Annotated in this window: 23 protein-coding genes and 1 riboswitch; of the genes, 8 read left to right on the plus strand and 15 right to left on the minus strand. The window is 37.3% G+C overall.

Features of this window, described 5'->3' with window-relative positions:
• The 3 genes from AC6HVZ_RS17885 to AC6HVZ_RS17895 all read left to right on the plus strand — a co-directional run.
• Positions 1 to 296 (plus strand): hypothetical protein (locus tag AC6HVZ_RS17885; RefSeq protein ID WP_497559488.1); only part of this gene is annotated, 296 nt, incomplete at its 5' end.
• An 878-nt stretch (positions 297 to 1174) separates the two neighbouring features.
• Positions 1175 to 1372: a hypothetical protein gene (locus tag AC6HVZ_RS17890; protein WP_497559489.1), complete on the plus strand. Its 198-nt coding sequence runs from the start codon at positions 1175 to 1177 to the stop codon at positions 1370 to 1372.
• 97 nt (positions 1373 to 1469) lie between these two features.
• Positions 1470 to 1718 (plus strand): hypothetical protein, encoded by a 249-nt coding sequence (locus AC6HVZ_RS17895; RefSeq protein WP_497559490.1) that lies wholly within the window; start codon positions 1470 to 1472, stop codon positions 1716 to 1718.
• Here the strand turns inward: AC6HVZ_RS17895 and istB are convergent.
• Genes istB through istA form a run of 3 tightly spaced genes read right to left on the minus strand, consistent with a single transcriptional unit; the run spans position 1704 to position 3961 of the window.
• Positions 1704 to 2426 (minus strand): IS21-like element helper ATPase IstB, encoded by a 723-nt coding sequence (gene istB, locus AC6HVZ_RS17900; protein ID WP_497559491.1) that lies wholly within the window; start codon positions 2424 to 2426, stop codon positions 1704 to 1706. The genes AC6HVZ_RS17895 and istB overlap by 15 nt on opposite strands.
• Positions 2423 to 2587: a hypothetical protein gene (locus AC6HVZ_RS17905; protein ID WP_497559492.1), complete on the minus strand. Its 165-nt coding sequence runs from the start codon at positions 2585 to 2587 to the stop codon at positions 2423 to 2425. Before AC6HVZ_RS17905 ends, istB begins: the two co-directional genes overlap by 4 nt.
• Positions 2588 to 3961: an IS21 family transposase gene (istA, locus tag AC6HVZ_RS17910; protein ID WP_497559493.1), complete on the minus strand. Its 1374-nt coding sequence runs from the start codon at positions 3959 to 3961 to the stop codon at positions 2588 to 2590.
• A 468-nt stretch (positions 3962 to 4429) separates the two neighbouring features.
• Here istA and AC6HVZ_RS17915 point away from each other — a divergent pair, with 468 nt between their 5' ends.
• A complete protein-coding gene (locus AC6HVZ_RS17915) occupies positions 4430 to 4792 on the plus strand; it encodes a YolC/YozM family protein (protein ID WP_497559494.1) in 363 nt (120 codons plus the stop codon).
• A 26-nt stretch (positions 4793 to 4818) separates the two neighbouring features.
• Here AC6HVZ_RS17915 and AC6HVZ_RS17920 read toward each other — a convergent pair whose 3' ends face one another.
• Together AC6HVZ_RS17920 and AC6HVZ_RS17925 are read right to left on the minus strand one after the other, a co-directional pair.
• Positions 4819 to 5061, minus strand: coding sequence for a hypothetical protein (locus AC6HVZ_RS17920; RefSeq protein WP_497559495.1), 243 nt, complete (start codon positions 5059 to 5061; stop codon positions 4819 to 4821).
• A 38-nt stretch (positions 5062 to 5099) separates the two neighbouring features.
• Positions 5100 to 5249: a hypothetical protein gene (locus AC6HVZ_RS17925; protein WP_497559496.1), complete on the minus strand. Its 150-nt coding sequence runs from the start codon at positions 5247 to 5249 to the stop codon at positions 5100 to 5102.
• 141 nt (positions 5250 to 5390) lie between these two features.
• Between AC6HVZ_RS17925 and AC6HVZ_RS17930 the strand changes: the two genes are divergently transcribed.
• The 3 genes from AC6HVZ_RS17930 to AC6HVZ_RS17940 all read left to right on the plus strand — a co-directional run bounded on the left by AC6HVZ_RS17930 (position 5391) and on the right by AC6HVZ_RS17940 (position 7932).
• Positions 5391 to 6494: a zinc metalloprotease gene (locus AC6HVZ_RS17930; protein WP_497559497.1), complete on the plus strand. Its 1104-nt coding sequence runs from the start codon at positions 5391 to 5393 to the stop codon at positions 6492 to 6494.
• A 26-nt stretch (positions 6495 to 6520) separates the two neighbouring features.
• Complete coding sequence (locus AC6HVZ_RS17935; RefSeq protein WP_497559498.1) at positions 6521 to 6910, plus strand: hypothetical protein; 390 nt, start codon at positions 6521 to 6523, stop codon at positions 6908 to 6910.
• Positions 6911 to 7578: 668 nt separating this feature from the next.
• Positions 7579 to 7932, plus strand: a complete 354-nt coding sequence (locus tag AC6HVZ_RS17940; protein ID WP_497559499.1) for a DUF3139 domain-containing protein — start codon at positions 7579 to 7581, stop codon at positions 7930 to 7932.
• A 493-nt stretch (positions 7933 to 8425) separates the two neighbouring features.
• Here the strand turns inward: AC6HVZ_RS17940 and guaA are convergent, their stop codons facing one another.
• The 5 genes from guaA to AC6HVZ_RS17965 all read right to left on the minus strand — a co-directional run bounded on the left by guaA (position 8426) and on the right by AC6HVZ_RS17965 (position 16821).
• Positions 8426 to 9961, minus strand: coding sequence for a glutamine-hydrolyzing GMP synthase (gene guaA / locus AC6HVZ_RS17945; protein WP_497559500.1), 1536 nt, complete (start codon positions 9959 to 9961; stop codon positions 8426 to 8428).
• Between the two features lie 324 nt (positions 9962 to 10285).
• Positions 10286 to 10389: riboswitch (purine riboswitch) on the minus strand.
• A gap of 62 nt (positions 10390 to 10451) precedes the next feature.
• Positions 10452 to 12656 (minus strand): DUF4129 domain-containing transglutaminase family protein, encoded by a 2205-nt coding sequence (locus AC6HVZ_RS17950; protein ID WP_497559501.1) that lies wholly within the window; start codon positions 12654 to 12656, stop codon positions 10452 to 10454.
• The gene (locus tag AC6HVZ_RS17955; RefSeq protein ID WP_497559502.1) at positions 12653 to 13921 is read right to left on the minus strand and encodes a DUF58 domain-containing protein; all 1269 of its coding nucleotides are present in this window, start codon (positions 13919 to 13921) and stop codon (positions 12653 to 12655) included. Before AC6HVZ_RS17955 ends, AC6HVZ_RS17950 begins: the two co-directional genes overlap by 4 nt.
• Positions 13921 to 14880 carry an AAA family ATPase gene (locus tag AC6HVZ_RS17960; RefSeq protein WP_497559510.1) on the minus strand — a complete coding sequence of 320 codons (960 nt, stop codon included), beginning with the start codon at positions 14878 to 14880 and terminating at the stop codon, positions 13921 to 13923. The genes AC6HVZ_RS17955 and AC6HVZ_RS17960 overlap by 1 nt, the downstream gene beginning before the upstream one ends.
• Positions 14881 to 15279: 399 nt before the next feature.
• Positions 15280 to 16821, minus strand: coding sequence for an AbgT family transporter (locus AC6HVZ_RS17965; protein ID WP_497559503.1), 1542 nt, complete (start codon positions 16819 to 16821; stop codon positions 15280 to 15282).
• A gap of 814 nt (positions 16822 to 17635) precedes the next feature.
• Here AC6HVZ_RS17965 and AC6HVZ_RS17970 point away from each other — a divergent pair.
• A complete protein-coding gene (locus AC6HVZ_RS17970) occupies positions 17636 to 18556 on the plus strand; it encodes an NERD domain-containing protein (protein ID WP_497559504.1) in 921 nt (306 codons plus the stop codon).
• Between the two features lie 181 nt (positions 18557 to 18737).
• Here AC6HVZ_RS17970 and AC6HVZ_RS17975 read toward each other — a convergent pair whose 3' ends face one another.
• The 5 genes from AC6HVZ_RS17975 to AC6HVZ_RS17995 all read right to left on the minus strand — a co-directional run bounded on the left by AC6HVZ_RS17975 (position 18738) and on the right by AC6HVZ_RS17995 (position 23736).
• Positions 18738 to 19190 (minus strand): PAS domain-containing protein, encoded by a 453-nt coding sequence (locus AC6HVZ_RS17975; protein WP_497559505.1) that lies wholly within the window; start codon positions 19188 to 19190, stop codon positions 18738 to 18740.
• A 114-nt stretch (positions 19191 to 19304) separates the two neighbouring features.
• Entirely contained in the window at positions 19305 to 19487 is a 183-nt protein-coding gene (locus tag AC6HVZ_RS17980) for a hypothetical protein (protein ID WP_497559506.1), read from the minus strand.
• A gap of 519 nt (positions 19488 to 20006) precedes the next feature.
• Positions 20007 to 21503: an amidase gene (locus AC6HVZ_RS17985; protein WP_497559507.1), complete on the minus strand. Its 1497-nt coding sequence runs from the start codon at positions 21501 to 21503 to the stop codon at positions 20007 to 20009.
• 588 nt (positions 21504 to 22091) lie between these two features.
• Complete coding sequence (locus AC6HVZ_RS17990) at positions 22092 to 23270, minus strand: Ger(x)C family spore germination protein (RefSeq protein WP_497559508.1); 1179 nt, start codon at positions 23268 to 23270, stop codon at positions 22092 to 22094.
• On the minus strand, positions 23263 to 23736 hold the full coding sequence (locus AC6HVZ_RS17995; protein WP_497559509.1) for a GerAB/ArcD/ProY family transporter: 474 nt from the start codon (positions 23734 to 23736) through the stop codon (positions 23263 to 23265). The genes AC6HVZ_RS17990 and AC6HVZ_RS17995 overlap by 8 nt, the downstream gene beginning before the upstream one ends.
• Positions 23737 to 23856 lie beyond the last annotated feature (120 nt).

The raw sequence follows: 23856 nt of genomic DNA on the forward strand, positions 1-23856 counted from the left end.
GAATTACATTGGCACTAAAAGCGATTGAGGGATACGTCATGTTTGCATGTATCGCATTGGGTGTTGTTCAGATCATGGCATTAAAATATGGGAAAAAAATCAGCCTGTCCAGTTTTCTCTTTATGAGAACCAGAACCTCCGACATTCCATCAGAGTGGACAATGACACGTTATTTTGCGAAAAACATTTTTCGTGTTATGGAGAAACACAGTCATTTAGGCATATATCGAATAATTCGAGGTAAGCAGGAAAGTACTGATTGGACAGAAGACGAGGGTTTTCTGGATGCATCCTAGCTGTGAGGTTAAAATTTAAATGAAATAGGGTAATTTTGAAGACCACAATAAGAAACACCTGTTCTAATTTTGAACAAGGTTTAGTTTGATATGTAAAATATTATTTTCTATCGTTACGAGGAACTTTTTACTGTCAAGTGATTAAAGTGATATCTCCCTACTCATCAAACGCTTATCCTATTTTTCCTCTGGCGGAATCTTGGCGGAGAACCTATTCATTTTTAATCATTTCATCCATTTTACGTACCATCGAAATGCAGTCAAATCAACGTTTTCACTTCAAATGCTCCTAGTGAATTATTCCCACTCAGTACTTCGCCAATACAATATGGTGCATTATCGTTGATATGAAGGTATTTAGGGAAATATCAAAAACAATAAAAACATTTAAATTGATATAAAGTGTGCCACGACTGTGCCACAGATTTTAATAAATCACAAAGCTGGAATGAGAGATCATTTCGGCTTTTTCATTCATTTTAAAAAATATTGTTGAAAGTATTCAAGATCTACTTTTCTTATAATTATAACAATGATAAAAAGCCGATGTAACTTTTGAATTTTACAAATCAAATACCTTTAAGGACATGGTTTGAAAACATGATTGCTTAATAGGCCGGACAAAGGCTGGGCAGTGCGGCGGCGTGCGAAGCGAAAGCCAACGTGCTGGGCGAAGCCTGCGTGGCGACAGCCACGCCTTAACCCCCGTTTCTAACAGGGGGGTAGAAAAACAATAAGAAACTGTTCCAAAAGCCACTAACACCTGATGGCACAACGGTTTGGAGCATATAAAGAAGATGTCAGGTTTTCACCTTTAGTTGACATCTTTTTTTATTTAGAGGAATGCACATGAATCAAGCACCTTGGTATCAACAATTATGAAAAAACGACTGGAATATGGTATTTTTCAAAATAAACTGGCTGTTCATATTGGAATTTTTTTAGGCTTTAAACGAGAGTTTCCCAATCTGATTGGCTTTTTAATTATTGCTTTAGTTGCAGTAGGATTAGTTTTTAATGTAAGTGTCGTTAAGGATGTCTTATTGATTTTGTTCAATAGGATTATAGGTGCTTAGATGTTATAATTTATAGAAATTGCTTTATGTATGAATTTATACTATCAATTATTCAATTATCGGGCCATTTTGGTGAATAAAAAGGGAGGGAATTAAAATGACATCGTGGATTTCTTGGGTTGCATTGGGGCTTATGGTTGCAGTATTACTTTATGCCATTTTTAGTATATATTTAAAAAACCCATTGGGCTTGTATATCGCAACAGCATTCCATATTGTTTTAGGTGTCTTATCACTTCCATCAATCAGATTAATTGTATTAGGGTGTATTTTGCAAGAGAAAAGTACACAAGATTGCAACGAAAAAATACATAGGCTTGCCAGCCGATTCTTAGTTGTTTCTTGATAATGCATGGGTGATTCTGAAACTGTCGCCGGTAAAGTTCAATATATGAGCGTGGTGGATCACACGATCCACCAGTGCCGCTGTTAGTCGTGAATCCCCAAAGATTCGATTCCATTGGCTGAATTCAAGATTAGATGTGATAATAAGACTTTTCTGTTCATACCACTCAGAAATCAATTGAAAGAACAATTCAGCCCCTTCGGTGTTAAATGGCACATAACCCATTTCATCTAAAATAATGAGGTCCGCATTTTTAAACTTACCGTGAAATGACGCTAGCTTGTCTTCTTTCCAAGCCTTCTCCAAGCTCGTTACTAAATTCGATATCCGATAGAACCTTACCTCTAATCCCTTTTCGCATGCTTCATAGCCAAGTGCCGTTGCCAAATGACTTTTGCCGGTGCCGGGAGAGCCGGTTAATATTAAATTTTCCTTCGCATGAATAAAGTTTAGTTTCTCCAATTCCTTCGCATCTAGCTGGGGAGGCAAATGAATCTGTTCATGCCATTGAAAACTTTTTAACGACTTTTTCTGTAGAAACCGCGCCTTTTTGATTAACCTTTCCACCTTGGTTGCCTCACGCAATTGAAGTTCTTTAGACAGCAGTGCTTCCAAATACTGTTTAGGATGCTCGAATGGAATATTTTCGTATATTTCTGCCGTATGAGCAAGGCAAAGGGATTTGCACATTACTTTCAAATCACTCATTGTGCCTCACCTACCACAACATCCGTCTTTTGGAGCTGATCATATTTAGACCAATCAATATCGTAAGGATGATTCTCCGGATCTTGAAGTGTCTTAGACTGAGAGCTCACTAGTTCATAAAATTGCTCATTGATTTCCGTTATCTCTTGCGTTGCAAGCAATCAAATTAACCACTTCATCCGTTCTTTTCTGATGTCGTAATTATTAACCTTGATATATTCAGCAATGCGTCCAGGTAAATACTTGGCATGACGGGAATAATCTACAACACGCGGCTTATGAAGCCAGCCTTTTAAAATAGAATCCCAAGGTATTTTGCGACTTTTCTCCATATAAGGTCGTAAATCTTCTAATAGTAATTCTCCATGAGGAGATATCACCTTAAATCGATCCCAATATTTGATAAGCGACATCTGCGAATAATTATATCCTTTCGGAACATAGATTTTCGTTTTGTCTATGACAATTTCTCCATATTTGTTTGCTTTGGCCTTCTCCTCTTTAAAAACAGGATAATCTTCTTCCGGTAAAGCCCACAGATATTGATGTTCCTCCTCCAATAACTCATTAATAACGCGATGCTTCTCATAATGTTTTCGGTAACGGTCATTAATCAAGTGCTCCTCTAGGAGCCGCGACAAGTGTTCCAAATCTATTATCAAAGGGGCAGGCGTAATAAAATTGTAACGAATATAACCAACTTTATTTTCCACATTCCCTTTCTCATGCCCAGAATATGCGTTACATGCCTGCGGTTCAAAACCAAAAAAGTTCGCAAACTGAATGAATTCATTGGTGAATACAGTATCTGTACCGTTTCTTCTGGGCTTAACAACGGCCGTCTTCATGTTATCTATACGAATCTTCTTAGGCACACCACCTATTTGATCAAATATTCTTTTCATGCCATAGAAAAGGCATTCTTGATTTTCTCCAGGCAATGGAATGGCAAAGGCACTATTACTAAAAGGTAATGTCAATACCAGACAATGAACATCAATATATCTTCCATCTTTCACCGCCTCCATAAGACCGAAGTCAAGTTGCGCTTCTGCCGGTGGATGGGAGAGTCTTTCATAATTCTTATCGTGCCCCTCACCCTCTGGATGACTTCGGCTTTCCCTCCACTCTTGCACGAAATTACATACGGTTCTATAAGAACCGGGAAATCCCATCCCTTGTAAGTTTTCAAACAATGTCTTGTTTGTCCGTCGTGATTTCCTTTTTAACTTTAGATCCTCCAACAACCAATCAGACACAATCTCTCCCCATTCCTGTTCATACATCATTCCTTTCTTCTTATTGACTTTTTCCTCAGGTATCTGTTCGCCATCAGCATATTTTTTAGCAGTTCTCCAATTGATTTTATGGATATCCGCAATCTCATTAATGGATAAAGATTTATCATTTCTTAAACATTTGATAGAATTAATTTCAGGCATTGTCAGCATTCCTTTCAACCTCCACTGTTTTGATTCGGCACCAATAACAGTAGAGTAATATTTGGAGGCTGGCAAGCCTTTTTCTGTGTGCAACGTTGTGTACTTTTACGCTGCATTACTATGTACTTTTATATTGCCATAAACAGTATTAGGGTTGGCTGTTATTGAATTAATCATAGGAATTATAATGATAGTGAAATTGCGAGGAAAACGAACAACTTAATTTAACAATGATGCGTATATATTTATCGCAATATGAACGGGCGCAATTCCAGCATAAATTTATTCAAGAAACGGGCCATTTTGTAGAATACTGGTGTTACCAATACTTTTAGGGAGGAGTTAATTTGAAACTGTTATTTTATATTTTGGTGTTTGGCTTTATTGTATTTTTGAATTTGGGTCTGTACTTACCGTTCCTGAAGAACAAAGATTAAGCATTCTAGAACGGGGGCGATTGCGGAAATAAAAAATGTTCTTGTAAATGTGTTATAGAGAATGTCATAATCATTTTCGATTAGGCAAATTCCATATAGTGTATAGTCTTTAGGAGGTTTAAAAGTGAGAAAATTATTAGTTTTTGTTTCTTTTATTACCTTTATTGTGATTGCCTCGTTATTAGTTGATTTTGGATCTGGTGATACTGCTAAAGGAGAAGAAGAGCAATTACATCATTTACTTGATCAGACGATGGAAAAGTATGAGATTAAAGGTTATTCTGTTAATAAAACTTATTCCGTGTTGTATTTTCATCTTGCTGATACAGAAGACAAAACTAAATTTCAACAAGCAATACAGAAAAAACTCAAAAAACATAATATAAATCAGTATGAACTTAGCATTGATAATGAAAGTGATATTCAAAGAAAATTCGGGATAGACTTGACTATAATTTACCCTGTATTTTTATTAAAAGGCTACTAAAGTAGTCTTTTTAGAAACACCAACCGTTACTTTTGCGTCAAAATCATAAAACACACTAAATCCCGCGTGAAGTGGCATTCTTCATATATTGTAGGTACAGTTTCATTACTCTCAATGAACTCTCGTATAACCAATTCACTTGTATCATTAGCACCTAGCAACATATCATGATAAAACATTTCACGAAACTTAATTCCTATTTCGCTTCTTTCTTCATCACACATGGCTAAATTAAATATAAACTTACAACTAAAAATACCAGTTTTCAAAAATAATTTTTCCCCTTGAAGAAAGTCTCCTATTTTCTTTAAAACATAACCTCAAATACTTTTGTATCTTCTTCCATATAGTGATCGGCTATTAACCATTTCCACATTTCGTAACTTAGTGGAATTACTTTTGTTATCTGGTAGTTGCAGTACAAGGCACGGCAGTATAATTCAAGCTGTCTAGACAACTCAAAATCCCCTTATTACTTCTCATCCAAAATAATTCTATAGATTCATGTTTAGTTAATAACTAAGGGGGTACTTGATAATTAAGACAATTTAAACTTATAAATTAAATTGTCTTCAATTTTAAAAGGAGGATGTTTATTTTGAAAAAATTTGTCGTTATATTTAGTGTGATTTTATCGAGTATATTAGTCAGTTTTAGTTCGGTTAGTGCACACCATGGGACAGCAAATGATTATTGGCATGTTTACTGGAGTGAAAGTGATAGGTCAAATTTACAATACAACATTGATATTGTAAATGATTCAGGTGGTAATTACAATGTCATGAATTCGGTAAATAATTGGAACAATAGTCAAAGTTATGTAGACTTTGTACCATGGAATAGTTCTCAATATCCTCAACCATTTTTAGACATTGTAGTAGACTCTAGAGCAATGGACTCTTGGGGTCAAGCTATTACAAATCCCTCATGGCAATCAACTAATGATACTACACTCATAACTACTGCAGCTATTGTAAACTCTAGAACAATTGAAAATTCTATAAATAATGGGACTCCTTCAGCAGTTAGACAAAAAGTTACTACTCATGAAATAGGTCATACATTAGGGCTCGCTCATCCTTCAGATCCAAATAGAGTATCAATAATGCAACAAGGTTGGAATGGATACTCAACAGTACAGAGTAGTGACCTTGATTGGATTGAGTTTCGTTACACTAATACAGGATTGGGATCAAATTCATTAGATACTTCTAATACAGAATATCAAGAAGCCATTATAGACTGGGTACAGTATAATAACATCGAAGATATGTATAAAAAGAGTGACCTCGTTGTAAAAGCTACAATTAATAAAACAGATACCGTAGAATTAAATAAAGATAATGAACCTTATACGATTAGTGATCTAAATATTATGGAAGTATATAAAAACAATTCAGGAACCAAAGCATTTCAAAACGATGATGCAATAAAAATGGGAGATGTAGGTGGTTATTATCAAGACAGTAATCAGTATTCTGTTTTTAATAATGAAATAGTTGAAGAAGATCAACAATACTATTTCTTTTTAGAACAAGTTGATCCAGCTGATTATAATTCTGAAATTCCTTATGATTATTTTCCTGTAGGGGGTCCAGCTGGAAAAGTGTTAGTAAAAGATGATATAATAATAGATGAATTAACTGGTGAGATTACTCAATGGGCAAAGAATGATTTTGAAGAAATTTTGCTTAACCAATAATCAAATTAGTTTGAGAGGGTAAAAAAATGCGAAAAATCACATTTGTAATTCTCTGTATTTCTATGATTTCCTTGGTTGCTTGTAAACAAAATGATCTTTTTGATAACGAAGCTATAACGTTAATAAAAATACAAGACTGGGATGAAGAAGTAGAAATCAATACTATTACTGATGAAAGTTTAATAAATGATTTAATAGAAGAAATAGAATCTGCACAATCCTCTTCAACTGCAGACATTGATATACCTAATCCAGATTATCGCTTGTTATTTACAAATGATGATAGAATTGTTAAAGAACTTGGCTATTATACTGAAGAAAAAGAATTTAATGGAACAAATGGTCAATTTATCGATATCGAAACAGGAATTTTTTATGGAGTAACAATTGAATTATCAATTAATAAAAATAACTAGTCAGGTAATTTAAAAGACATGTCTAAAAATTGGCATGTCTTTTTGAGTAGCTAAAAGTCGTAAAAAGATATCAACTAAAGAGGTGTTAGTGTAAAGCGTCACTTTATTCCCTCCAAAATGGGGGGCTTTTGTTCAAATACCTCCAGTATGTTTACTGTACTTCCCTGAAAAAGTATGCTAAATTATTTGCATATTATAAGACATTCCACAATTGAATACGTTACAGGAAACAGCTTAAGAAACACACGAAAAACAGAAAATACGTTGTCTATTATCTAGATTTATTTCTATTACATTCGAAGCACGGATTAGCCGGTCGATATTACCTCCGTTAGGGCATAGACCCACTTTATAAGCATTTCCGGCATCCACACATGGTAAGGTCGAACGAAGGAATGTACGCGCATTGACGCCGAGAGAAATGGGAGGGTCCACCACCATGTTCAATGTGGAGATCTAAGGTGCGATCATAGGAAATAAACCATCCAGTTTTTGGAAAACCAATTGCTAGGTTTATTTAGATAGATTGTTTATTTCCAAAATTATCCTATAACGGCAGTATCTTCCTGACCCTACCAAAATGCTTCAACAGTAATAGAAGGAAAATGGAGAAAAGCAGAGGTATTTTAAGAAAATCGAAATTTATTGAGGGAGGAGTCTACCATTATATGTCAATAACTAAAAGTAAAAAAGCTAGGAATATTCTCATAATAATTATTGTTTTAGTTCTACTTATAGGAGGAACAGTTTTTATGTTTTTCTATAATAAGAAAAAAGAAAGTACAGAAATAATAGATTCATACATCACTGAAAACAATTATGAAGACCTCATTAAAGAAAAAGAAATTGTATTTGATTCAAAACAAGGAAACTATAACGCAGAAATCATTTTCAAAGATGAACCAGAAAATTTTTATGAATTCTACGTAGAACCATCTACAAATAAAGTAAACGTGGCGGCTTTTGATAGTGAAAATGTAGAAATAACGGATAAATCTAAAGCAAAATATATTGATGATTAATTAAAATTAAAGCGAACAAAACTCGAATGTTTAACTATCGACAATCGGATTTGTTCGCTTTATTTCGTATTACTTTTATTTTATTTTTATTATTTTAAAATATGGATATTAGTTAATGTAATAAGGTTTAATAGGTTGTAGAGCCTAATATTTTTATGGTAGTGAAATAAAGTCCATGGGTATCGCAAGGTCTCCTATTGGTAAGTAGTTGTAACTCCACAAAGTGTATAAAATAACAAAAGTCAATCAGAAATAAATGATTGGCTTTACTATTGCTATTAGCAATTTATACCACTTAATCAAGAAATAAAAGTTATTTATAATCACTAAAAAGTTCTCTACCAAAATTCAACGAAAAAACAAAAAACCCCACCAATTTATTTTTTTGGCAGGGTTTTGGCAGGGAACTATCTTTTTTTAAATCATTTTATCCATATTAAGTTAGGAAGAATCCTTATAAATCGGTGTTCCCTCTTCAAGTTAATTTGTATTCTTATTCCCACTCAATCGTAGCAGGCGGCTTGCTCGTTACGTCATAAACCACCCGATTAATATGCTCTACATCATTTACAATTCTCGTCGAAATTTTTTCTAGAACATCCCACGGAATACGTGCCCAATCCGATGTCATTCCATCAATAGATGTAACCGCACGAATCCCAATGGTGTAATCATAGGTCCTTGCATCCCCCATTACTCCAACACTTCTTATATTCGGCAGCACGGTGAAATATTGCCATATATCTCGATCGAGTCCTGCTGCAGCAATTTCTTCTCGCAAAATAGCATCTGATTCACGAACAATCGTAAGTTTCTCCTCAGTTATCTCACCTAACACACGAATAGCTAATCCTGGTCCAGGGAAAGGCTGGCGCCAGACAATATGTTCCGGTATGCCTAATTGTGTACCAAGTTCACGTACTTCATCCTTGAAAAGTGTATTTAATGGTTCGATAAGCTCAAATTGCATATCCTCCGGAAGTCCACCAACATTATGATGGGACTTAATCGTTTGTGCGGTTTCCGTTCCACTTTCAATAATGTCTGTATACAATGTGCCTTGTGCCAGGAATTCAATATCTTTCAGCTTAGCTGCTTCATCATCAAATACATAAATAAATTCATTGCCGATTATTTTCCGTTTCTTCTCAGGGTCGTCCACCCCTACCAGTTTAGATAAAAAACGGTCCTTTGCATCGACTTTAACAATATTCATCTGAAAATCTTCAGCAAATACTTCCATTACATCATCTGCTTCATTTTTACGAAGCAGACCATGGTCGACAAAAATACATGTAAGCTGATCACCGATGGCTTTATGAATCAATGCTGCAACAACGGATGAATCCACCCCGCCACTAAGTGCACATAAAACTTTTCGGTCGCCAACCTTACTCTTAATTTTCTCTACTTCCATGTCAATAAAGTTCTCAATTGTCCAATCGTCATTACTTTGACATACCTCAAAAACAAATTGCTTCAAAAGATGATTACCGTATTCCGAATGGCGAACCTCCGGATGAAATTGCACACCATAAAGCTTTTTCTCTGGATTGCTCATTGCAGCAATCGGTGTGGATGGACTTGTTGCATCAATTTGAAATGAAGGCGGTTCGGCCATTACTTTATCACCATGACTCATCCAGACTGTTTGACTGGCTGGTGAATCTTTAAATAAAATGGGATCATTTTTCAGATCGATAAGCGCCTTACCATATTCCCGGTTTTTTGCCTTTTCAACTTTCCCCCCATAGTTTAGGGCCATCAGCTGCATTCCATAGCAAATCCCTAAGATCGGAATATCCAAAGCAAAAATTTCCGGATCACAACGAAAGCTATTTTCATCATAAACACTGTGCGGACCACCTGAAAGAATGATTCCGTTTGGATTCATTTTTTTAATGGTTTCTGCCGTTAGCTTATGTGAGTGTAATTCACTGTAAACACCAAATTCCCTAATTCTCCGAGTAATTAATTGATTATATTGACTACCAAAGTCCAATACTAATATCATTTCATTATTTTCCATGAATTACGCTCCTGTCTATTGTATCTTTTACTAGTTCTTTCTTGGTTTGATTGTGTAGTGCTTTCATTCGATTTTCTCTAAGTCCGAACCACCGCTATAGTGAGGGCGAAATATCTAAACGATCGATAAAAACGCCTCTTATGGACAAAATTGCTACATTACATGACCAAACTGTCCTTGAGAACACTTCTCTACGCAAACTGACTGAAATTCGAGGCAAACGGTCGATGATTACCCTTCCCCCTACAAAAATAACCTGCACATCCCCTTTTCGCATACTAAATATAGCTACAAAAAGGCAGAAATCCAGGTTACATAGATAACATAACAGATAACTACCTTCATAGTCAGAGCTTTTACGGTGCTCCGGTAGAGACTCTCAGGGCCATATTTCCCAAGGATGTACGAACGGCAAAAATTTATATATTATAATTTTAAAGCATGTCTCATTTCTAATATGTTCTTATAATACTAACCAGCAATAGCTTGGTCAACCCATTATTCGCTTAATTAAATTTTTCCATAATTGCGTGAGCTCTTTCGCGTTTTTGTCGTTGATCTCATCCTTGTACAGCATCCGCTCAAAATGAGTAGTTAGTTGACCCATTTCATTTGTGGTAAACCGTTCGTCAATTCGTTCTGCAAATTCACGTAATGTCTGATCAGGCTTTTTCGTAATCCCTTTATACTTTAAAATTTTTATCAAATGATGGTATGCATCCTGGTACGTTTTTGCATCCTGCTTATTCATAAACTTCATTTTCACTATATAGGTTTGCCAACGGAATCTTGTTTTAAAAATGATCAAAGCCACAATCGAAAGCACTCCCACACCAATTGCAACATGCCAGCTTTCTAACTCAAACGAATCAGCATCACTTGCAGCAGCAGCGGCAGTTTCCGCTTCTTCCTCCTCTGGCATTTCAGGAGCTTCTGGCTCATCCAATTCCGGCATTGGTTCTAATATGTCGTCTTCTGTCTCCTCGGATTCACTATTTTCTACGTCTGTATGGAAATCGGTCAGGTTATCAAACCCTTGCGTCGGCTCAAATGGTACCCAGCCTGATTCCGGAAAATATACTTCCACCCAGGAGTGAGCATTCGCATTGGTTACTTCATAGACATCAAAAGAATCCCCAGTTTCAGCTACATCATCAGCAATCATCTCACCACTCGTAAAGCCCTTTACCCACCTTGCTGGAATATCGAGTGCTCTGAGCATAACGACCATGGATGTAGAATAGTTATCACAATAACCCACTTTCGAATCGAATAAAAACTGATCCACATAGTCCTCATCCTCAGCCGGTACAGGTACATCTGTTGTTTGGTATGTGAAACCATTCCTGCCAAAATAGCCCTCAATTGCTTTTGCCTTTTCATAACGAGTATCGTATGCGGCAGTAATTTCTTCGGCTAATTCCTCAACTCGATCAGGTAAATCTTCAGGAAGCTGTGTATAGCGTTCCATGGAATTAATCTGTTCCACTTCGGTTGTTTCACGAAGTTTATTCAGATCAAATGATGGGTTATTGTAGGATATCGTGTAACTATCAAGACTTGCAGCTTCCCCACTGACCCTTGTCTCGATCGCCTCGGAAAAACCATCGAGATAATAATCTGCATCTGCTGCATATACCTGTTGAATCCCATAAGGATAAATCAGTTTGTCAATATCTGTATTCCCTTGAAAATCAATCATCGCCTCAAGTTTTTCGCTTTCAACAGCTTCTGGATGGAATGTAGCCAGGGAGATAGAGCCGTTTGTTTGCTGCTGATAATCCGGATCACCGGAAAGCTCCCAGCCCTTTCCTGTATAAACATCCTTTGATTCAATTCGCCAATAATGCTCCCTTGCAACTGCCGCCTGAAAAACAGGTGTATAATCCTGAACAAATGAGCCACCTAACTGTGAATCATCCTCGCCATATCCAACCTTTTGAACAGCAGAACCACTTGCACTACCCGCATTTTCAGCAGTACTTTTCAGAAATGGTACTGGATCTGGCCACTGTGGTTCCAATTTAGGTGCCGCAAACCCAATCATTGTTGAAAACAAAACGATACCAATTAATGGAATTAGCCAAATCGGTGTTTTTCTAATCCAAGTAAACCGAATCGATTCTTTATCCAATTCTTTCATAAAATTGGCTATTCCTAAAGCAATAAATGAAAGAATGAATGTGCGAACCATTGACATACCTGCATCATAAATGGTAAATGTATCTAATATAGCGAGGTAAATAAATGTCAGCAAAACGAATAGAAAGATTCGCTTCATGACCACAAACCAGTAATGAAGTAAGTAACTCATTAACCAGATTAATAATAAAAATAACACACTGCGAAATATAGGAGTCAGTTGATACCAGGATTGAGAGAAAAGTGTTTCGACGTTAAACCCAATTTCCATAAATAAATACTCAAACCATAACCTGCTCATAAAACTGTATTCAAAAAATAAACCATCAATAATAAACAGTAGTCCAAATCCTTTTAATAAAAATCCAATCCACCATTTCATCTGAAACATGGAGATGACAAAGCAAAACAACGTATAGATAATAAAGATCGTTAGGTTACTCGTGTCCGTAATGTCTTTTACAGGATAGAGCCATTCTAAAAATAGGAAAAAACCGCAGAAATATAATATCGAGGTGTATAGGAATGGGATATTATTCTTCGTTAAACTCATATCATGTTCACCTCAATTGGATTCTTCGCTAATTGGTCCTCGGTTAGAACTTGCATACCTATTCCATCAAACTGTAGTTGCTGAATCATCGCATGCTCTGTCTTGGAAATCAGTTTAGCTGACTTAATAAAGATGACCCTAACCTGTTTAGTCCGCTCACTTATCTGCTGAAGGGTTTGTCTGAATGCATCATCTAGATGTGTTGTAATAATGATTACTATATTCCCACTACCTATTTTCAGCATTTCTTCCTTTAATTTCACAGCAAATGGTTGACTTCCGGATAATTGAATCCTTGTTAAATGCCGCCTGATAAAGTCCTGCTGCTTCGGATCATGATGCATCGGAAATTGAATGACATTTTCTCCGATAGATATTAGTCCTATCTGAGTTGACTGTTTGCGAATTACTTCCATTAAAGATACAGTAACCTCAACAGCTGCCTCAAACGCTAGAGGATTACTTCCTTTAAAGTCACAACTATCTAATACTAGTAATACATCCGTACTTTTTTCCTGTTCAAATTCTTTCGTCATCACTTCGTTTTTTCGTGCGGTTTGCTTCCAGTCAATCCAGGAAAATTTATCCCCAGGCATATATTCACGAATACCTGTCGCTACATTGGTATTTTTTAAATTTAATGAATAAGAAGAAACAGATCCCTGTTCAAAGCTGCTCATTTGTGCAGCCATATAAATCGGTCGCTCATTCGGGTAGGCCACCAGCTGATCTGGAAGCCTAAAAATATGTTCCTTTTTCACAAAACCAAATACATCGCCTGTACTGATGCGGATTGCTTGCAATTGGTGCTCACCACGCGGAATTTGTTCCATTCTGTACGTAAACTCAAATACTTTTCGGATCGATGGAAAGACAATTTTTTTAATTTTTCGATCAATATTTAATTTATCTGGTTGATTCATATAATGATATTTATCTTTACGGTTATCCATTCGCTTCAATGAATTAGGATAAATTTCCTCACAAATACAATAATATAACGGAAAAGGAAAAGATCTTTGAATACGGATGGTTACTAAAATACTATCACCGGCACGGACTACATGCTTTGATAGATTTCGATCAATCTTCCACTTCTGGACCGGGTGAAGCAGCAATCCCAAATGATAGAGAAAGATTGGAAGAAAGCTATAAAATAGAAACCAGCTCGTAAATCCACCTTGAAACATCGCATAGGAAAATAGAATAAGAAATAATAACACGATGAAAACAAAATTCAATATAAACCGTAGTGACTCTTTCATCAATTAAATTCCCTTCGAATCGGGATATGTGTGTTTTTAACGATTGATTCTACCACCTGCTCTGTGGTCATTCCGTCATATTTAGCCTCAGAGGTTAAAATTATGCGATGAGATAATACGAATGGCGCCAGGTACTTCACATCATCCGGAAGAACATAATCCCTGCCATAAATATATGCATATGCCTTGGCTGCTTTCATTAACGCAATCGAACCCCTTGGACTCACTCCAAGAAAAATAGCGGCATTAGATCTTGTATTAGCTACTAGATTAATAATATAATGCTGCACATTTTTACTAATATATACATCCTTTACTTCTTCCTGAATAGTAACTAACTCCGCTTTATCCATAACAGCAGTAATGGATTCAATCGGGTGATTTTTAGATGTGCGTTCAAGCATTTCCAATTCATCTGAAAATGATGGATAACCCATTTTAAGCTTTAAAATAAAACGATCCAGCTGTGCTTCTGGCAATGGATACGTCCCTTCATATTCAATTGGGTTTTGTGTGGCCATTACAAAGAAAGGATTCTGAAGTGGAATGGTTTGCCCATCTACGGTCACATTGTTTTCTTCCATTGCTTCTAAAAGGGATGACTGTGTCTTAGGTGAAGTACGGTTAATTTCATCTGCAAGAATAACATTTCCTAGAATAGGACCTCCGCGAAACTCAAATTCAAGCTCTTTCGGATTATAAATGGAAATGCCAGTAACATCAGAAGGTAATAAATCTGGGGTGAATTGAATTCTTCTAAAATCACAATCTAATGATTTTGCCAATGTACGAACAAGCATGGTTTTCCCAACACCAGGGACATCTTCCAACAACACATGTCCTTGAGCTAATAATGCAACTAAACTTAATGTTGCAACATCTTCTTTGCCAATCATTACTTTATTTATATTGGTTAATACTTTATCTATTTTTTCATTATATACAGTTGTTTCTTGCATCAACGTTTTTCGACCCCTCTCAGACTATGGTTAATATCATTACTATATCTACTATTACTATACTAAAAAAGTACTATGAAGTAAAAGCATACTCTTAGTAAGATCGATATCTAGTATGAACAGATTTAAGGTTCTCTAAACAAAAATACACCACTCATACGTAAAGTGGTGTATTTTTTTGCTACAATCACATTTTGCGGGGCAGGTTGGTTCAGTTGGTTTATTCTGAACCGGTATAATGTGTTTTTAAAGAAACAAAACTATTAATTTCCCCGTACTTTGTGAAAGATCCATCTTTTTTAAGTGGCAAGAGAGTATAAACGAAATCGACTCTTTCACTGATTTCTTCAAATCCAACTTCTAACCTCTGATCTCTTGAAAGATGCTTTATCGTTTTTCTTATGGGTGATATTCAAGTGGTCCTCCTGGTCCAAGAGGAATACCAAATAGCATCCAAATGACAAGCATAATTGTCCATCCTACTAGGAAGTAGATAGAATATGGCAGCATGGTGGAAATTAATGTACCAATTCCCATTTTCTTATCGTACTTTTGTGCAAACGCAATAATAATTGCAAAGTATGTCATCAGTGGCGAAATAATGTTTGTTGTTGAGTCAGCTACACGATAAGCCATTTGCGTTAGTTCCGGTGAGTAACCCAATTGCATCATGATTGGTACAAATATCGGGGCCATCATTGCCCATTTAGCTGATGCACTACCAATAAACAAATTAATGAATGCCGTAATTAGAATAAACATCAATATGAGTGGAATCCCTGTCAAATTAATACTATCTAAAAATTCTGCTCCATATACTCCAAGTACCAGTCCCATGTTAGATTCATTAAAGTATGCTACGAATTGACCGGCAGTAAAGGCAAGAACAATAAACATTCCCATTGATGCCATCGTATCCGACATCTGTCCTGCAACATCTTTATCATTTCGAATGGTTTTCGTTATCATTCCATAAACCAATCCTGGCACAAAGAATAAGATTGCAATAATCGGCACAAGTGAGCTCATAAATGGTGATTGGATAATCTGAGCCATTGTATCTCCTTCTGTACCACGCATCGGAGCATTTTCCGGTAGAATAAGCAATGCTGTGAGAATCAGTCCAACAATAACAGATATGCCTGAATAAATAAGACCCTTTTTCTCAATTTTAGTAAGACCTTCTAAATTTCCTTCTTCATGTTCGCCCTTATATTTACCAAGGCGAGGTTCTACCACTCTTTCTGTCACCCATGTACCGATAAATGTCAGTACAAAAACAGAAGCAGCAATAAAGACCCAGTTCATTGCAATGTTCATTGTCTCAGCATAAGCCGGATCAATGATGGCAGCTGCTGCGATTGTCAGCTCCCCAAGCATTACATCCGTTCCTGATAAAACCAGGTTCGCACTAAAGCCTGCAGATACCCCTGCAAACGCAGCTGCCAAACCAGCGAGTGGATGTCTTCCCAATGCCGCAAATATTAATGCGCCAAGTGGTGGCAAAACGACATACCCTGCATCTGAAGCGACACTGGACATAATACCTGCAAATACTAAACCAATTGTAATAAAGCGATTGGGAACCGACAGAACAAAACCACGTAATAATGCACTAATTAAGCCTGTTCGCTCCGCCACGCCAATCCCAAGCATTGTTACAAGTACAACACCAAGTGGTGCGAAGCCAATGAAGTTATCGGTCATGCTACCAAAAATATACTTCAGACCCTCTGCATTTAATAAGTTATTGATTTCAACCGTTCCGCCCTCATCACCAGGATGCTCTACACTTATTCCCAGTGGAGATAGTACGGCAGATAATACCAAGACGGCTAATGCTAATATTGCGAATAATGTAACAGGATGAGGTAATTTATTTCCTACCAGTTCAACACCATCCAGAGAGCGTTGAAAGACGCCCTTTCTTTTCTTCCTCATATATGTGCTCCTTCCCCGTTGTCTAGTTAGTAATATTCTGAAAATAAAAGTATATGGTTATTGCAAAATTCATTATAAACGGCTTGTCGGAAAATTAAAACCTTAAATCAATAAGTAATAATAGTAGAATTATTCTTGCGATTTAAGGTGGTGGAATTGTTTAGGATGATCGGGCGTGGTGGTGAGGCGATCTCTTCGACCGGTTGCTCCGTTTGGGCGTAGAGAGAAGTTCTCTTCGACCGGTTGCTCACACTTCGACCTCGTTCGGGCATAGAGAAGCGTTATCACGGACTGTTGGCGCTGGTATTTGAGCTCGTTTGTCCATGACAGGCGTTCTCACGGACAAGTTGCGCTAGAAACGGGGCTCGTTTGTCCGTGACAGGCGTTCTCACGGACAGGTTACGCTAGAAACGGGGCTCGTTTGTCCATGACAGGCGTTCTCACGGACAGGTTGCGCCGGGAATGGAGCTCGTTTGTCCGTGACAGGCGTTCTCACGGACAGGTTGCGCCGGGAATGGAGCTCGTTTGTCCATGACAGGCATTCTCATGGACAGTTTGCGCTGGAAACGGGGCTCGTTTGTCCATGACAGGCGTTATCATGGACAGTTTGCGCTGGAAATGGGGCTCGTTTGTCCGTGAGAGGCGTTCTCACGGACAGGTTGCGCTACCGATTCTTGATTGTCCCTGTTAGAAAGCATTCTTTTGATCCTCTTATATCTCCTTTAAAAAATATTTTTCTATAAATTTACAAAAAATGATGCAAATCTTCAATTTATTTAGTATAATGATTTTAATAAAAGAAAGGTTGTGGAATATGTCAAAAGTGCCATATAAATCCCGCACAAAGTCTATTGAATTACGTAAATTGGAATTGCTAAATGTCAGAATGATTTTGCCAGGTAAGACCAAGCAGTATTATTTAAACCAGCTTAGGGGTTTTGAAGGAGAAGTGAAATTTGATTCGCTGACGGAAAAGCTTCAGTGTGACTGTCTCATATTAAATGATTTGCTTCTGAAAATAAATAACACCTTATTTCAAATTGATACGACGATTATCACATCACATACAATTTTTATCTTCGAAGTAAAGAATTTTGAAGGAGATTATTATTACGATTACGAAAAAGATAAGTTTCACAAGATCCCCGATTATGAAATTACCAATCCCTTGCACCAGTCGAACAGAAGTGAATCATTACTTCGTCAGTTATTCCATAAGAACGAGATCAATCTTCCAATTGAAGCCACTGTTATTTTCATCAATCCCAGTTTCATCTTGTATCAAGCACCTCTCAATAAGCCAATTATTTTTCCAAATCAGATTAATCGTCATTTAAGTAAAATAAAAACAATCTCTTCCAAATTGAATGAAAAGCATAAATTTATTGCTGATAAGTTAATGTCTCTTCATATTGCAAAGTCTCCCTTTACCCAGGTTCCAGATTATACTTTTGACCAACTAAAAAAAGGAATAACCTGTGAAAAATGCAATTCATTTTCTGTAACTTCTGATGGGAAAATGTGTGTTTGTGACGAATGTGGGCATGGCGAAAAAGATGCATCTGCAGTAATGCGAGCTGTTAAGGGATTTATGGTCTTATTTCCGGAACAGAAAATCACTACTAATATTATCCACGAATGGTGTCAGGTGATAGCATCCAAAAAGAAAATTAATAGGATACTCAACAGACACTTTACAGCTGTCGGATCAAATCGATGGGTGTACTATAAATAACCGATATATTTCAGGCTATTGGGATGGCGAGCGGAAATTGTGGGATTGAATTTGTCTTCTCTATTTGAATTATCCATGATGGTTTTGTTAGAAAAAAGAGCTCTAATGGTCGGGCTTAGTTGGGATTGTCCATGAGAGCGTCTCTCATGGACAAAACCACTCATAAATTTGCGAAAACATTTTAGTAGATACAGCGTATAAAACAATTCATCTGGTTTACTAAGTTCTTTTTTAATTCTCGTAACAGATCCAGGAAAGTCTGTATATCTTGAACGTACTCCAAAATCTCTAAATACTTCCCATCCTCATCAAACACACCTTTATACGTAATATGGATGAGTTGACCCTTTTTTCTGAACCACATACTTTCAGCCGAACGTCTCTTTGTTTTAAGGTCTTGGATTAATCTCATTACCTTCTTAACACTCTTTGGAGGATGACAATTTGCCACATTACGACCAATTGAAATTGGCGTTCGCACAAACATCATCTCAGATGAATCTATTTTTCCGTTGAAGTATTTAAAAATACCATTTTTATCAATAAATGTTATTTCTAGTGGCAAGTTGTTAAAAATGTTATTGGCTTCTTTTATCGTTAAGTAACCACCTTCAAATGCCAGATGATAACTCATTAATAAAAGCCCCCGTTAGTGCAAATGAGGTTAAATATTTTATTTCAGAATTAATTTCGCAAATTATGGTAAAGTAACCTTAAATACCTATCTGAAGGTTTCTAGTAGTTCCCCTCATACGGCATCTAATTTTCCTTTTACAAAATGTCTTTTTCCTTTTTTACAAGTTCTTAATAGCCCCATTAATTCGTCTCCCATTTTTCTTAAATTATAGAGGACGTTCAAATAGTCCGGTAAAAATGACACATCGATGTTTCTAGTTGGCTTACTTTTCCGTTCCTCACGTATTAATTGCATACGTTCCGGTACTCAGGAGCTATGCCGCCTCGAACTTCTCGGTCCTTTTTATCTTCCTTTTTGAACACGCACTTATAACAAAACTTTAATGGAAAAGTGATAGAAAAAGCAAAAAAGCTACACTGTACGCAGAGCTTTTTTGTAAGAAATACCTTTATAAATATCGTATGATTTAATTTAATACTATAATACAATTATAATGTAATAATTTCAACATTTTTTCCTTATTAATCGCTATTTTAAAGTTTTCGTAAAGTTTTCCTAACGAATCCTAATTTTTGCTTATTTTAAATAATGATTTTTTTATAGGACTCTTGGATTTACGAGTAGGGGTTGGCAGATTTCCATCTTTCAGTTGGATTCGTTTGGACGCAGGAGCTGTTATATGCGACCGGTGGCCACTGTTTTTAGTCCGATCGGGCACATTGAGCTGCTCTCACATACTTTTCGCACTCATTAAATAGAAAAATCCTCCCAAACCAAGAAGCTCCTTACCCTAAGTGTAGAGCTTCTTACCACCTAATCAAAATAACGATTGCCTCTCATCCCGACCCACAGTTCAGATTGCTCAAGCTGATGCGCGAGCTGTAATAACCGATGTTCTTCTCCTTTTGATGCCATTACCTGTACACCAAGCGGCATTCCCTCATCAGACAGATGAACCGGAACGGACATTGCCGGCTGACCAGTTAAATTGGCGAGCTGTGTATATGGAGTATAGGTTAAGCTTGGTAAAAACATCTCATAAATCAAGGCTTGTTGATCCTTCTTATCAGATGTAGCAATTTGTTCACGAAGCTTTTCCTGCTCCGCAACACTATGTGTTAACTCACCTATTTTCGGTGCAGTATATGCAGATACTGGCGTTATGTAAAAATCATAAGTTTGATGAAGCTCGGCCATCTGCGCTGCAGCTGAGTCCCATGAGGCAAGACTTTCAGAAAATTCTGCTGCAGATACGGATTTGCCCGCGACATTTAATAGCCATGTCTCAATCTCGACATCCTCTGCTGTAATTTTCCGTCCAAGACCTGACTCCAGCTGTCGTACAACTGTTGCAATTTCTCCACTGTTCATTAAAAAGTAATTTTGCATTAATTGAATGCCATCTACGTTATTTTCCACTTCTTCGACATGATGACCCTGCTGCTCCAGCCATCTGACTGTTCGCTCCACCGCTCTTTTCGCATCCTTGGAAACAGGTGTGCCGACCGGAGAATCAATCATGTATGCAATCTTTAATGGCCGTTTATAGCCACGCTCCATTTCCGCTCTATAGCTTCCCGGAAATAATGGTGTCTGAAATGCAGCTTCTGGCTGTACAACCTGCAACAGACCAAGCATTGCCGCACTATCCCGCACACTCCGGCTCAAAGCAAAATCAATCGATGCTCCCTGCCATTGGCGACCGGCTCCTGGTCCAACTGGTGTCCTGCCACGTGTTGGCTTGAGACCAAATAGACCGGAGAATGATGCTGGGATACGAATCGATCCTCCCCCGTCACTTGCACCAGCTAACGGAACAACTCCGGAAGCAATTGCTGCGGCGGAGCCTCCACTTGAGCCACCAGGTGAATAATCCGGATTCCATGGACTCCTTGTTGGACCATACATTTCAGGCTCGGTAATGTTTTTCAAACCAAATTCTGGAGCGTTCGTATGTCCCATAAATAAAAATCCTGCCTCACGCAGTTTTCCAACAAAATGGGAATCATGGTCTGCGATGGAAGACCTTAGCAATTTTGATCCAGAAGTCAGTGGCTCCCCTTTTAGGCTTTGCGAAATATTTTTCAATAAAACGGGAACCCCTGCGAATGGACGGTTCTCTATAGTTACATGATTCGCTTCAGCTAAGACTATTTCTTTTCTGTCATGGATCACTGCATTTAGTTTTGGATTAACCTTCTTCAGTTGTTGAAAACTCAGCGAAAGCAGCTCGCTTGGTTTTACCTCTTTGCTTCGAATTAATTCTGCCATATCTGTGGCATCCAGTGATAAATATGTTTGTAAATCCATCTCTACACCCCTATTCTTTTCTACATAAGTGTATCATAGATTGGACTCAAACTTCTCATTCTACGGGACTGGCAATATTCGATCCTGCGAGGACAAAAATGCTCTATTCCTGGCTCGTTATGTCCGTGAGAGCTTCCGTCATGGATTCTCACCCTGATCTTTCTTCCAGGGAGGATCGGCATATTTATGCAGCTTCTGATTAATTTTATTAATGGCATATGGTATTATAAAAGCCAATGCAGTACAAAAAAGAATTAATTTTTCCGGCAATCTTCCTATTAAATTTTCCCACATAAAAGACAATCACTCTCTTTCTTAAACTTCTTCCAGATCACTGGTATCTACTTTAACCTCAAGTGGATCCGGTGCTTCGCATCTGTTTTTTCCTAGTCAAGTAATCCGGCTCCTTGCATCTGTTCTCTCCTAAGTCGAGCAGTCCGGCTCCTTGCATCCGTTCTCACCTTAATCAAGGGTTCCAGTTCCATGAATCTTTTCTTCCTAAGTCGAGGAATCCGCCTCTATGTACCCGGTCTTACCTTAATCGAAAGACCCGGTGCCTGTACCTCTGTCCCGCATGAACGCATCGCATCACTCCAATCCCTGTTCTTTTACACGATCACTGGCACCGGTTGTTCGAATAATTGCGTCTGCTGTTACGTTAATCGCACTGTTTGCAAATAGGTTATCACCTTGATCCCAGTTGTCTTTCATTTCATTCCATGTTTTATAATGCTTTGTCCGCAAAATATCGCTAAAGCCAAAAAAGTCCGTCTTTAGTTCTTCCTGACCTTTTTTAATTACTTCATTTGCCACTCGTTCGATTTTTTCATTTATTTTCTCCTCCATTTCATTAAGAAATTTCTTATCCAGCAGACTTCTTTCCCCGTGCATCTCACTAATATTTCCTTCTGTATCAATAGTTACATCTATTTTTACATTATCCTGATCTTTCGTATCTATTTTTATCTTACTTTTTGTTTTCTTCAGCTCGTAAACCATTAATTGATCATTGATTTCAAATTGAATAAATCCACCATCCGTATTATTTGTAATTAGATTTAATCCTACTACTTCTTCATCATTAATCGTGCCAATTAGCTGATTACGCTTCCCCCGAAAGACACCCGCACCATTAATAACTACTTTGTCACCTAATGAATAAATTCTTGGAATGACATAATTGCTTTCCTCCAGTAAATATTCATGCATATCCCCCATTTTGACAGGTCTAAGTAGTCCTGCAGATTTAACAGTATTTTCCATAATAGTATTAATATACATGACTGGTAGTTGTTCGACATCGGATTCTATATCCAGTATAGACGCAGCCTTCTGTCCGGAAATTAATACTTTAATTTCTCTGCGCATTTCCTGATCGCGAATAAATACATCCATAATCCCGCCAAATAAATCAGGCTCCCGTGCTGCTTCCTCAGAGATAATAATGATCTTTAAATGCTCAAAATAGGGTGCACGTCCGATTTTGGTCGCCATTTCACGGATAATTTGAAACAAACTTTTACCACTGCCCGATATATTTGTGAAGGCTTTTGATCCGCCATCACCAACCCCTGGCAGACCTAATTTTGCTGGCACAACAAACTGATTAGTCATGGTAACGGTGCGATTTTTTTTCCCTTGTTCACCTTCATCCAGGTCAATCGCAGAACCGATCACAAAACCGCGTTCTTCTATATCCGTTTCATCCCAGCATCCTGAAAGCACTAAAATCGGGCAACATACAAGCAGAAATAATCGCTTACCCATCTCGTTTCACTCCCCTCACCTTAGCGATAGCAACCAAAAGAATTAAAACAAAGACAGAATATATCAACATTGATTGACTCATCATTGCACCAAATGAAGATACCTGAACTTTATCTTGAGGAAACATACTGATGCTGTAAACGACTGGTGATAAAATTAAAAGTATCTTTAGTTTTTTCACCTTTCTAAAAATGGAGTTAATTGCAAGCACAGCTACGTCCAGAGCCATTGATGCAGTATTAAAAATAGCCATAATCCAAATGACAAAGAATACGGATTCGAATCGTTCAAAAAAACCACCCGGAATATCGACCACTTTCCCCACTTCTACAGTTGGATAAAGCAGATTTGAGGTTACTTCACGACCAAATACACCAATACAAAGGATATATAGCATAATATATAAAACTACTGGGATACACATGCCAAGCGCAGCCATTTTCGGTGCTTTTTTTGGTTGATCCACTAACGCAATATAGAACCATAAAATACCAAAACCGAGGTATGCAGTAATCCCTGCAGAGCTAATTGCGATGTCTCAAAGTGCAAGTGTACCAAGGTGTTAAGGACAAGGCTAATTTTATTT

The sequence above is a fragment of the Oceanobacillus sp. NCCP-135 genome (genome assembly GCF_059698015.1).